This window comes from Sphingopyxis terrae subsp. terrae NBRC 15098 (assembly GCF_001610975.1).
Lineage (GTDB): Bacteria > Pseudomonadota > Alphaproteobacteria > Sphingomonadales > Sphingomonadaceae > Sphingopyxis > Sphingopyxis terrae_A.
Window position 1 is genome coordinate 1,745,001 of sequence record NZ_CP013342.1, and the last position, 12,267, is coordinate 1,757,267.

Annotated in this window: 5 protein-coding genes, 1 tRNA gene and 2 rRNA genes; 6 read left to right on the forward strand and 2 right to left on the reverse strand. The window is 59.9% G+C overall.

Features of this window, described 5'->3' with window-relative positions; genetic code table 11:
• Positions 1 to 42: 42 nt before the first annotated feature.
• The 3 genes from AOA14_RS08485 (at position 43) to AOA14_RS08495 (ending at position 3,254) form a co-directional block, all read left to right on the forward strand.
• Positions 43 to 2,835 (forward strand): 23S ribosomal RNA (locus AOA14_RS08485).
• 116 nt (positions 2,836 to 2,951) lie between these two features.
• Positions 2,952 to 3,066 (forward strand): 5S ribosomal RNA (gene rrf / locus AOA14_RS08490).
• A gap of 111 nt (positions 3,067 to 3,177) precedes the next feature.
• A tRNA-Met gene (locus AOA14_RS08495) sits at positions 3,178 to 3,254 on the forward strand.
• A gap of 159 nt (positions 3,255 to 3,413) precedes the next feature.
• Here the strand turns inward: AOA14_RS08495 and AOA14_RS08500 are convergent.
• Together AOA14_RS08500 and AOA14_RS08505 are read right to left on the reverse strand one after the other, a co-directional pair.
• On the reverse strand, positions 3,414 to 4,454 hold the full coding sequence (locus AOA14_RS08500) for a hypothetical protein (protein ID WP_202988438.1): 1,041 nt from the start codon (positions 4,452 to 4,454) through the stop codon (positions 3,414 to 3,416).
• Between the two features lie 158 nt (positions 4,455 to 4,612).
• Positions 4,613 to 5,779 (reverse strand): CapA family protein, encoded by a 1,167-nt coding sequence (locus AOA14_RS08505; RefSeq protein ID WP_062901469.1) that lies wholly within the window; start codon positions 5,777 to 5,779, stop codon positions 4,613 to 4,615.
• A gap of 155 nt (positions 5,780 to 5,934) precedes the next feature.
• Here AOA14_RS08505 and AOA14_RS08510 point away from each other — a divergent pair, with 155 nt between their 5' ends.
• The 3 genes from AOA14_RS08510 to AOA14_RS08520 are packed head-to-tail and all read left to right on the forward strand — an operon-like array spanning position 5,935 to position 12,267.
• Positions 5,935 to 8,829: a TonB-dependent receptor gene (locus AOA14_RS08510; RefSeq protein ID WP_082819865.1), complete on the forward strand. Its 2,895-nt coding sequence runs from the start codon at positions 5,935 to 5,937 to the stop codon at positions 8,827 to 8,829.
• Positions 8,830 to 8,875: 46 nt separating this feature from the next.
• A complete protein-coding gene (locus AOA14_RS08515) occupies positions 8,876 to 10,426 on the forward strand; it encodes an AbgT family transporter (RefSeq protein WP_082820039.1) in 1,551 nt (516 codons plus the stop codon).
• Positions 10,427 to 10,434: 8 nt separating this feature from the next.
• Positions 10,435 to 12,267 carry a CocE/NonD family hydrolase gene (locus AOA14_RS08520; RefSeq protein ID WP_062903079.1) on the forward strand — a complete coding sequence of 611 codons (1,833 nt, stop codon included), beginning with the start codon at positions 10,435 to 10,437 and terminating at the stop codon, positions 12,265 to 12,267.

The following is a 12,267-nucleotide window of genomic DNA, read 5'->3' on the forward strand; positions in this document are numbered from 1 at the left end:
GGACGGCACGCCTTCAGGCTTGTCGTTGGTGGTGTGGACTCTCAAGCGTGAGGTAAGGGCATTTGGTGAATGCCTTGGCATGCAGAGGCGATGAAGGACGTGGCACGCTGCGATAAGCGTCGGGGAGCTGTGAGCAAGCTTTGATCCGACGATTTCCGAATGGGGAAACCCACCCTCACCATTTAATTTCGCTGCCGACTTGTCGGCATCGAAGGTTAAATGGGAAGGGTATCACCGAAGTGAATAAAATAGCTTTGGTGAAGCGAACCCGGGGAACTGAAACATCTCAGTACCCGGAGGAAAGGACATCAACAGAGACTCCCGTAGTAGTGGCGAGCGAACCGGGACCAGGCCAATGCCTTTGATTCAACTAGCAGAAGCTTCTGGAAAGGAGCGCCATAGTGGGTGACAGCCCCGTATGCGAAAGTGATGTCAAAGGATTTGAGTAGGGCGGGACACGTGAAATCCTGTCTGAACGTAGGGGGACCACCCTCTAAGCCTAAGTACTCCTGCATGACCGATAGTGAACTAGTACCGTGAGGGAAAGGTGAAAAGCACCCCGATGAGGGGAGTGAAACAGTACCTGAAACCGAATGCCTACAAGCAGTAGGAGGGCCCTTGAGGCCTGACTGCGTACCTCTTGCATAATGGGTCAGTGACTTAGTGTATCAAGCAAGCTTAAGCCGATAGGTGTAGGCGCAGCGAAAGCGAGTCTGAATAGGGCGAATGAGTTTGATGCATTAGACCCGAAACCCGGTGATCTAGGCATGACCAGGCTGAAGGTGCGGTAACACGCACTGGAGGGCCGAACCGTTCAATGTTGAAAAATTGTCGGATGAGTTGTGTTTAGGGGTGAAAGGCCAATCAAACCGGGAAATAGCTGGTTCTCCGCGAAATCTATTGAGGTAGAGCGTCGGATGAATACCTTGGGGGGTAGAGCACTGGATGGATGCGGGGGTCGCGAGATCTACCAATTCTAACCAAACTCCGAATACCCAAGAGTAATATCCGGCAGACAGACGGCGGGTGCTAAGGTCCGTCGTCAAAAGGGAAACAGCCCTGACCTACAGCTAAGGTCCCCAAGTCACGTCTAAGTGGGAAAGCATGTGGGAATCCCAAAACAACCAGGAGGTTGGCTTAGAAGCAGCCATCCTTTAAAGAAAGCGTAACAGCTCACTGGTCTAAATAAGGGTTCCTGCGGCGAAAATGTAACGGGGCTCAAGACGTGCACCGAAGCTTAGGGTGTGTAGCAATACACGCGGTAGCGGAGCGTTCCGTAGGCTGATGAAGCGGTCTGGTAATGGACCGTGGAGGTATCGGAAGTGCGAATGCTGACATGAGTAGCGATAAAGAGGGTGAGATGCCCTCTCGCCGAAATCCCAAGGGTTCCTGCTTAAAGCTAATCTGAGCAGGGTAAGCCGGCCCCTAAGACGAGCCCGAAGGGGGTAGTCGATGGGAACCACGTTAATATTCGTGGGCCTGGTGGTGTGTGACGGTTTGCGTAAGTTGTCTGTCCTTATTGGATTGGTCAGGCTTCGAAGCAGATCCAGGAAATAGCCCCACCGTATAGACCGTACCCTAAACCGACACAGGTGGGATGGTAGAGTATACCAAGGCGCTTGAGAGAAGTCTCCTGAAGGAACTCGGCAAATTGCCTCCGTACCTTCGGAAGAAGGAGGCCCCACATTTGGGCAACCATTTGTGGGGGGCACAGGCCAGGGGGTAGCGACTGTTTAGCAAAAACACAGCACTCTGCTAAGTCGGCTTCAAGACGACGTATAGGGTGTGACGCCTGCCCGGTGCCTGAAGGTTAAGTGGAGGGGTGCAAGCTCCGAAACGAAGCCCAGGTAAACGGCGGCCGTAACTATAACGGTCCTAAGGTAGCGAAATTCCTTGTCGGGTAAGTTCCGACCTGCACGAATGGCGTAACGACTTCCCCACTGTCTCCAGGAGATGCTCAGCGAAATTGAATTCTCCGTGAAGATGCGGAGTACCCGCGGTTAGACGGAAAGACCCCGTGCACCTTTACTGCAGCTTCAGAGTGGCATTAGGAAAGAACTGTGTAGCATAGGTGGGAGGCTTTGAAGCGTTGGCGCCAGCTGACGTGGAGCCATAGGTGAAATACCACCCTGTTGTTTTCTGATGTCTAACCTCGATCCATGAAACTGGATCAGGGACCCTCTGTGGCGGGTAGTTTGACTGGGGCGGTCGCCTCCTAAAGAGTAACGGAGGCGCGCGATGGTAGGCTCAGGACGGTTGGAAACCGTCTGCGAGAGTGCAATGGCATAAGCCTGCCTGACTGCGAGACTGACGAGTCGAGCAGAGACGAAAGTCGGTCATAGTGATCCGGTGGTCCCGAGTGGAAGGGCCATCGCTCAACGGATAAAAGGTACGCCGGGGATAACAGGCTGATGATTCCCAAGAGCTCATATCGACGGAATCGTTTGGCACCTCGATGTCGGCTCATCACATCCTGGGGCTGGAGCAGGTCCCAAGGGTTTGGCTGTTCGCCAATTAAAGTGGTACGTGAGCTGGGTTCAGAACGTCGTGAGACAGTTTGGTCCCTATCTGCCGTGGGCGTCGAAATTTGAGAGGAGTTGACCCTAGTACGAGAGGACCGGGTTGAACATACCTCTGGTGTACCTGTCGTGGCGCCAGCCGCGCAGCAGGGTAGCTATGTATGGACGGGATAACCGCTGAAAGCATCTAAGCGGGAAGCCTCCCTCAAGATAAGATTTCTTAGAGCCGTGGAAGACCACCACGTTGATAGATCGGATGTAGAAGTGCGGTAACGCATGGAGCTAACCGATACTAATTGCTCTATTCGCGCTTGAAGAGTCCCACCATCAACGACAATCCTGTCAGGATTGTCCGCGATAAGTGGATGATTGATCAGACAGTATTGCACGGACATCGATTGAAACCCTTTTTGACCTACGCCGGCTTCATTGCTTGGTGACCATGGCGTCAGTGACCCACCCGATCCCATCTCGAACTCGGCCGTGAAACCTGACAGCGCCGATGGTACTTTGGCTTAAGCCACGGAAGAGTAGGACGTCGCCAGGCATTGCAGCCGGCGTAAGGTCGAAAAGAAACCCATTCACAAAGTTAGAGGCCGGCAGCGATGCCGGCCTTTTGCTGTTTTTGCGGCCCCAAACGGCGCCGCGCTCTGGTTGACGCGGGATGGAGCAGCCCGGTAGCTCGTCAGGCTCATAACCTGAAGGTCGTAGGTTCAAATCCTACTCCCGCAACCAGTAACCCCTTTGATTTCCATGATAAAGTTCCCCTCGGGGGAAATCTGGAAGCACGCCTCTGCATCATCGGTTAGCACACCCTACGCAGACGGATTTAATTTCATTACAATCCGGAAGCACCACGCCGAGGCGGCGCGAGAAGCGGCCAACGACCGCCGGTCAGCGGCCGAGGTAAGCAAACCTGTCAGGTGCGTGCTGCAGCAAGAATCTGCGAATCCGCTCGCGCTCCTCCGGCGCGCATCGAGCCATCAGGGCACGAAGTTCACCATCAATCGCCTCACTCGGAGCGCCGAGTTCTTCTGCTTTTTCGTACCAGCTGTGACCAGCGGCTAGATTACCGGCCTCCATATGCAGCGCGCCCAAGAGCGTGCATGGTCGGTAGCTGCTTCGTTCCAGCGCATGCGCTTCGAATGCAAGCGCCATCGCCTCTTCGTGCCGCGCCAGATCTCGCATCGCTCCACCGCGCGTGGTTGTGAGCGCTGATCGCAGTTTCGATTCCAGATTTGGCCTTTTCAACGCAGCCGCGGTCAGATCTAGCGATCGCCTCGGTTCTCCTGCCTTCCGCCAGTGGCCGCTGGCATTCACCGCCGTCCAAGGGTCTTGGCTTCGTTCCCATTCTTCGGTGAAGGCTTTCGCTTCGGCAGTGTGCCATGCGTGACTGACCGCATCGGTCCAGCAATAATCGGCCTCGGTTCTCAGCCATGCTACGTCGCTCGGTGAGAGCCGCCGCCCGGCAGCAAGCTCCGAAAGCAGCCTCATGATGCGACGGTACTGATCGGCATCAACATTTCCGATTCCGAAACGATTCCGGAGCTCTTTGGACTCGCGCCGCCGACGAAATACAGGGTCATTTTCGCGCTCGGCAAAATATTGTTTAACTGTCGCGGCTCTGCTTTCCGCAGCCTGCGCAAGGGCCACTGCGTCGTCTGCCGCCTTTTGCTCGGCACGTTCGATCCGCTCTCTACGCTCGGCCTCGGCTTGCTCCGAAAACTCTGACCAATCCCGCTGGCTGATCACGCAAGCGCGAATAGCTTCCAGGCCCCTTTCTGCAAGAAACTGTAGCGTTGCTGCCGAGGGTGACTCGCCGGCTTCGATCTTGCAGAGAATCCCATTAAGCCGTGCGCCAACTTGCCGCGCACCTGGAAGGTCGTCGACCAGATACCGAGCGGCCAAACCGAGATTAGTATTTTGATCGATCATGCTTAAGGCCGGAGTGTGATGGTGCCGACTAACGCCACGGCTATCGAGGCCCAATATGCCTCTATGTCGTTGTGAATATCTTAATCTCAGGCTCGTCGTCGCCCACGAGCTCCGCCAAATTCCGACTGGATTCCAGAGCATCGATCGCTGCCTGGCGGTCAGCTCCGTGGAAGCTTCGGAACAATTTTCACAGCCGTTGCGCCACGGCTTCGCGGCCGACCGGCCTCGAAAAAGACAGAGGATCCAAGAGCGTCACTCAGGTCAGCGAGGCGCGTGCAGATGACGCCGACCGAAGGCCCTGTGGCAAGCTGCGGGCTACCCTTCACCCGCCGCCCCCCGTAGTCGACACCTTCGGCATCGAGTTGAACGGGGATAATCTCTGCACGGGCTACGCCGCCATCAATGACGTCAAGTTCGGCAATCACCGACTGCCACGCTTCCGGGCCATAGGCGCCGTGAGGCTTTTCGGATTGGAAGATAAAGGACGAGAGGCCGTGGAAGAGCGGCGCCCCACGGTAATATTCGATGCCCTGCAATTCAGGCACGCCGTGGGCAACGAATGTGACGGCGCCGGCATCGATCGCTCGGCGGGCGAGGTCGCGCTGCGAAGCCGGCGTATCGGACTTGCGCGGCTCCCAATAATGGCTGTGCAGATAGGCAATCACTGTCGCCCCGCTGGCTGCGGCAATGCGGATGGCGGCTAGATAACGTTCGACGTCGCTTCCGACCAGCGCTCCGTCTGCTCCGCGGCGCAGCTCGTTGACGCCCGGCCTTGTGTCGGTGGCAGCCGCACCATCGCGGATTGCACCCGCCGCCGCCGCGACAAGCGCCACCCGGGCGCGCGCCTGCAACAAGCCGGGAGCGCTCGCTGCAGCGAGGTTGCGGCCGCTTCCGGCATAGACGAGATTTCGGGTCTCCAGCGCGTCAATGGTCGACAATATCCCGCCGCTGCCCAGGTCCCAGGCGTGATTGTTCGACGTTGCGACGATATTGACCCCGATTTTCAGGAGGCAATCGATAACCGTAGGATCGGCGACGTGCAGCACCTCGCTATCGGCAGGCCGCGTCGATTCCCCTGCGAGTGGGCCGGCAATTACCGTTTCAAGATCGGTGAAAACGGCGTCGCGCCCTTTGAACAGGTGCCCGAACGCCTCGAGCTCGCTCCAGCCAAGCTTGCGCAGGTCGGTTTTGATAAGTGATTGGCCGAGCAGGCTGATCCGCAGAGGCCGCTTCCCGGCTCCGGCCAGAACCGGCAGAAGGACGACGGAAACGCCAGCGCCGATGAGGTGTCTGCGGGTAGGCGTGAGCCGGTAGGCTGATGACATGAGTACCGTTCCTCCGCTTCACTCCATACCAAGTGCGTGCAAAGCAGGGCAATGTCATGCACTTTCGGTATGAGCGCATTTGCGACCGTCATAATATTTTTTGGGGGAACAGTTGGCCCTAAGCCAGTGACCGAATCGCAATTTGGGGGGACAATATGACCATCGCATCCGCTCGTTTCATCCGGCGCCGACAGGCCGCGAGGTTTGCCGCCATCGCCGGCATCAGCCTCGCCGCGCTTGCATGGCCTGCGCTCGCTCATGCTCAAGACGCAGAGGATGAGGCGGCAACAGATGCAGCTGGCAGCGGCGAGATCATTGTCACCGGGTCGCGCATCGGGCGCAAGGATGCAGACTCGGTCGGTCCTATTCTGACATTGACGTCGGAAGACATCACCAAGTCGGGCAGTTCGTCGATCGGTGACCTGCTGCAAAAGCTGCCGTCGGCAGGTGTCAGCCTTAATTCCAACGGCACGCAGGGAACCTCCTACGGCGCCAGTTCGATCAACCTGCGCTATCTGGGCGGCGCCGAGGGCAGCGGCAACCGGGTCCTTGTGCTCGTTGACGGGCACCGCTGGGTCGATGGCGTCGGCCAGCGTGGCTTCCGTGACTTCGTCGATCTCAACACGCTGCCGCAGGGAATGATCGACGGTATTGAAATCCTGAAGGACGGTGCGTCCGCCATTTATGGCGCCGACGCAATCGCGGGGGTGGTAAATATCAAGACCGTCCAACCGTTCGACGGGCTGCGAGGATCTGTTCGTGCGGGCGTGACCAGCCACGGCGACGGCGCCGAACTCGGGGGCAAATTGACCGTCGGCAAGACATGGGACCGGGCTTCGGTCATCCTGTCGGGCAGCTATTTTCGGTCGCGGCCCATCCGTACCGACGCACGCGAGCTGACCACGCAGACTTTGGTGCCGGCGACTTCGGTTGGCACCAATCCCAACGGTCTGTTCATCCTGCCGGGCCTGTCGAACAACGCCTATTTCGGCACCGCGACCGGCTTCGCCAATTCTTCAAACCCGATCATCCTCAATAGCGGCGCGACGATCGGCGCCGGGGCGCTCGCCGACAATGCATTTCATGTCGGAGCGCTGCCAGGCGATTATTACAACACGCAGGCGCAGGGCATCTATTCGGCGGGTCCCTCGGAACGTTACGGCTTTTATGGCCGCTTCGACTATGAGCTTTCGGACAATGTTTCGATCAAACTGGACGGCGTTTACAACCGCCGCAAGTCGAACCAGCTCTTCTCGCCAGTCCTGCTCGATATCGGTGGCTCATCGGGAACCGTGCGCGGATTTTCGATCCCGAACAATCAGGCCTTTAATCCGTTTGGCACTGCTAACGGGGTACCGACCGCCAACGCCATCGGCTTCGCTGCGAACAGCGCCTGGCGCATTCGCAAGGTCATGACCGACGTCGGCAACCGCAACAATCTGCAGGACGTTGAAACGATCCGGGTGTCGGCAGGTCTCGACGGAAGTTTCATGATCGGCGACGGCGAATGGCGCTGGGACGTCTTCGGATCCTATTCGAAAAATGCCATCCACACGACCGCCGAGAATGGTATCAACTACGACAATCTGTTCTTAGGCCTCGGCTCGCCCGCGACCTGCGCAGCGAATGCCGGCTGCGTGCCGATCAACCTGTTCGCGCCGATGACGGACGCACAGGCGGCCTATATCCGCTTCACGACGCGCGAATATAACCGCACCGAGCTCTACAATGCCGCATTCAACGTGACGGGCAATCTGTTCGACCTGCCCGCCGGACCGGTGGCGCTAGCGGTCGGCTACGAATATCGTCAGAACCGCGGCTTCGATGCGCCCGATCCGGTGGTCAACGCACCCTCGCTCTACCTCGCCTCCCAATATGCGAAGACGACCGGGCAAACCCGGACCGCGACCGTTGGCAGCTACGACCTCCATGAAGCCTATGCCGAACTCAATGTTCCGGTTTTCCGCAACCAGCCATTTGCCGAGAGCCTCGAGCTCAGCCTCGCCGGGCGCTATTCGGATTACTCGACGGTCGGCAACAAGGTTACCTTGAAGGCAGGCGTCGGCTACCGTCCTATCGAGGACATATTGTTCCGCGGCACTTACTCGCAGGGCTTTCGCGCGCCTTCGATCCTCGAACTATATCAGGGTGCCCGCCAGACAAGCTTCCAGGGGACAGACCCGTGCAACGGCGGCGCATCTGCGAACCCCGGCCTGCCAGGCTGCGCCGGCGTGCCGACCGGATATAACCAAGCCAATTACAACCTCAATGGCCTGATCCCGGGCGTCATCAGCGGCAACCCCGGCCTCAAGCCGGAAACAGCCGACACGTTCAGCGCAGGCATCGCTATCTCGCCGCGCGCGGTGCGCGGCCTGTCGCTGACCGTCGATTACTACAAGATCAAGATCAAGGACGCGATCGCCTCGCAGTCGGCGACCCAGATCCTTCAGCTTTGCGCCGTTCGCGGCGGAATATTCTGCGACCTCGTCAGCCGCGACAGCGGGACCGGCGCGATCCTCGAACTGCTGCAGGGCGCCCAGAACCTCAACTCGATCACCACCGATGGGGTCGACGCCACGCTGCGCTATGATTTCAGCACCAGCATCGGCCGCATCTCGGCGGTCGTCGATGCGTCCTATCTCCATTCGTTCAAGACCACCGCGCCCAACCCCGCGGGAGGCGACCCCATCGTCGACGAGCGCGCCGGCCGCGGCGATGCTCCGCGATCAACCTATCCGCACTGGAAGGGGCAGGCGTCGCTCGGCTGGACCGGCGACACGGTGGATGCGACCTTGCGCGCGCGCTACATTGGCCCGACGAGCGATGTGGTCAACGCGGTCAAGGACGACCGGACCCGGTCGATCATCTACACCGACGTCGAACTCGGCTTCAACATCGGCGACGATACGGCGCGCTTCGCGATCGGCGTGAACAATCTGTTCGACAAGGCGCCGCCTGCTTCTTACGCCAATGCGCCCATCAACTACGACATCTACACCTATGACGCGCGTGGCCGCTTCCTCTACGCCAGCTTCTCGGTGAAGATGTAAACCGATGCGCCGCGCCGGAACCGGCGCGGCCATCACGGAATCAGCGATGCGGGGCGGTTCGACGATGTCAGGCAAGACGCAAAAGTGGCTCGACCGGGTCGAGCGCTGGGGCAATGCCCTGCCCGACCCGGTCTTCATCTTCCTTGGTCTGATCGCGCTGCTGGTCGCCGTATCGGCGGCTGCGGCAAGCTGGGGCTGGAGCGCGGTCAATCCGGTGAATGGCGAAATACTGGTCACCAAAAGTCTGCTTTCGGCGGAAAATATCGGCAAGCTGCTGACCGCCATGCCCGACACCATGGCCAGCTTTCCTCCCTTGGGGCTGATCCTTGTCGTCATGCTGGGGGCCGCCGTCGCCGAGCGATCGGGACTGTTCACCGCCCTGATGACGCGCGCGATGCGCGGCGTGCCAAGCCGCTTTCTCAGCCCGGCGATTTTTCTGATCGGCCTGTTGTCGCATCAGGCCGCCGATGCCGCCTATGTCGTATTGATTCCGCTATCGGCGATCATCTTTGCCGCCGCCGGGCGGCATCCGCTGGCGGGCATTGCGATCGCCTATGCCGGGATATCGGGCGCTTTCGCCGCCAACCTGGTGCCAGGTCAGTTTGACGTTCTGATGCTCGGGATCACGAAAACGGCGACCGCGCTGCTCGTCCCCGATCATATGCTCAACCCGCTCGGCAATTGGTATTTCACCGCCGCGCTCGGATTGCTGCTCGTGCCGATCACCTGGTTCGTCAACGACCGGATCGTCGAGCCCCGGCTCGGTGTGTGGCGCGATCCGCCGCCCGAGGGTGAGATCGACGATCATGCCGATCCCGTGTTGCAGCGCCGCGGCCTGCGCCGCGCGGGCTTCGCTGCTTTCGCGGTGATTGCCCTATTCGCAGCCTTCCTCTTCTGGCCCGGCTATACGCCGCTGGTCGATGCAGGGGCATTGGGGCCGGCCCGGTTCGAACCATTTTACGCCTCGCTCGTGGCAGGCTTCATGCTGCTCTTCCTCGTCAGCGGCTGGGCTTACGGCGCCGCGGTCGGCACCGTCACCTCGCACCGCGACGTGGTCAAGATGATGACCGACGGCCTTGCGACCATGACTCCGTTTCTCGTCATCGCATTCTTCGCCGCGCATTTCATCGCGATGTTCGCCTGGTCGAACCTTGGTCCGGTGCTCGCGATCAACGGCGCCGACTGGCTGCGCGCCCAGCATCTTGCGACCCCGGTGATGCTGATTCTACTGCTGCTAATGTCGTCGATTTTCGATCTCGTCATCGGTTCGGCCTCGGCGAAATGGAGCGCGATGGCGCCGATTGTCGTCCCGATGCTGATGCTGCTCGGCGTCTCGCCGGAAATGACCACGGCCGCCTACCGGATGGGCGATTCGATCTTCAACATCGTGACACCCGTTGCATCGAACTTCGTCCTCGTCCTTGTCCTTGCACAGCGCTGGCGCCGCGATTTCGGGGTCGGGTCGCTAATCGCGCTGATGCTGCCCTTCTCGATGGCAATTGGACTGACCGGACTTTGCCTTGTCGGATTCTGGACCGGGCTCGAACTGCCGGTCGGCCCCGGTGCACCGGCAACCTATATGATGCCTGCGCGGTGACCGCGGCCATGACCGCCCAGGTGATCGCCAACGTCATGGTGCCGATGCGCGATGGCGTGCATCTCGCGACCGACATCTATCTACCCGCAGGCGCCAAAGACAAGGCCGTGCCGGTGCTGCTCGAACGCACGCCCTATGACAAGTCTGGCACGAACCACGCCGATTTCTCGGTCGCCGATCCGGTGCCGCGGTCGAAGCCCGTGATTGCCGCCGATTTCGCAGCGCACGGATACGCCTTCGTGTTGCAGGATTGCCGCGGGCGCTATGGCTCGCAGGGCGTGTTCCGCAAATATATGTCGGAGGCGGAGGACGGCGCCGACACGATCGCCTGGATCATGCAGCAGCCGTGGTGCAACGGCCGGATCGGCACGCTCGGCCTGTCCTATGGCGCGCATGTGCAGGCCGCACTCGCGACGCTCGATCCGCCGGGCCTCGCGGCGATGTTCCTCGATTCGGGCGGATTTTCGAGCGCCTACCACAGCGGCATCCGACAAGGGGGCGCCTATGAACTCAAGCAACTGACCTGGGCGCTCAAGCATGCGCTGCTTGCGCCGGAAACGCTGGCTGATCCCGCGCGGCGCGCGGCGCTCGAGGCATCCGACATTCGCGAATGGATCGGCGTCGAGAAATGGCGCCCCGGCCACTCGCCGATCGCGGCGGCGCCGGAATATGAGGATTTCGTCCTCGAACAATGGGACGAGGATCGTTTCACCGACTTCTGGAAACAGCGGGGCCTTTATGCGCGCGGCTGGTACGAGGACTTCGCCGACGTGCCCATGGTGCACATGTCGAGTTGGTATGATCCTTACGCGCTGACCGCTGTGGAGAATTTCGTCGCTCTGTCGAAGCTCAAGCGCGGCCCCGTAAAGTTGATTCTCGGGCCGTGGACGCATGGGAAGCGCTCGCTTACCTATTCGGGGGATGCCGACTTTGGGCCGCAGTCGACCCTCGACCATCTGTTTGGTGATTATGGCGCGCTGCGAAAGGCGTGGTTCGACCGTCATATGAAGGCTAGCGCTATCGACCCGCTGCCCGAACCGGTTTACTTCTTCATAATGGGCGGCGGCACCGGCCGGCGCCTCCCGAGCGGGCGGCTCGACCATGGGGGACGTTGGAGCACCGCCGCTTCCTGGCCGCTGCCGACGATGCGCCTGACGCCATTCTATTTGCATCCCGACGCCGCGCTGCGCGAAGCGGCACCAGCCGGTTCCCACACGTCGAGCTTCATTCACGACCCCTATCATCCGGTGCCGACAATCGGCGGCGCGATCGCATCGGGAGCCCCGGTGATGGAAGCAGGGGGATTCGACCAACGCGAAGGACCCGATTTCTTCGGCGCGCGCGAACCCTGGTCCCCGCTTGCCGATCGGACGGATGTGCTGGTGTTTGAAACCGATCCGCTGGGTAGCGACGTCGAACTGACCGGTCAGGCGGTTGCCGAACTCTTCGTAAGCTCGACAGCCCTCGATACCGACGTCATGATCAAAATTGTTGATGTTTATCCGGTGAGCGCCGACTATCCGGAGGGCTATGCGCTCAATATCGCGCATGGCCTGTTGAGAATGCGCTTCCGAGACTCCTTTGAAGTGCCAGAAGTGATGGAGCCCGGAAAGGTTTATCGCGTGCTGATCGCCTCGTTCCCGATGAGCAATTGTTTCGCGGTCGGGCATCGCATCCGTATCGAGATCGCGGGGAGCAATTTTCCCCATTTCGACATCAACCCGGGCACCGACTGGCGCGTCGAAGGACTTGCCCCCATCGTGGCAGTTAATAGCGTCCATGTGGGCGGCGACTGTGCCTCGCGCATACTGCTGCCTGTCGTCGTAGCCGGTACCGATTGA

What these genes read in the sequence shown, in the direction of transcription:
- AOA14_RS08500 (WP_202988438.1), bottom strand. Translation starts at nt 4,454, where the DNA reads ATGATCGATCAAAATACTAATCTCGGTTTGGCCGCTCGGTATCTGGTC.
- AOA14_RS08505 (WP_062901469.1), bottom strand. Translation starts at nt 5,779, where the DNA reads ATGTCATCAGCCTACCGGCTCACGCCTACCCGCAGACACCTCATCGGC.
- AOA14_RS08510 (WP_082819865.1), top strand. Translation starts at nt 5,935, where the DNA reads ATGACCATCGCATCCGCTCGTTTCATCCGGCGCCGACAGGCCGCGAGG.
- AOA14_RS08515 (WP_082820039.1), top strand. Translation starts at nt 8,876, where the DNA reads ATGCGGGGCGGTTCGACGATGTCAGGCAAGACGCAAAAGTGGCTCGAC.
- AOA14_RS08520 (WP_062903079.1), top strand. Translation starts at nt 10,435, where the DNA reads ATGACCGCCCAGGTGATCGCCAACGTCATGGTGCCGATGCGCGATGGC.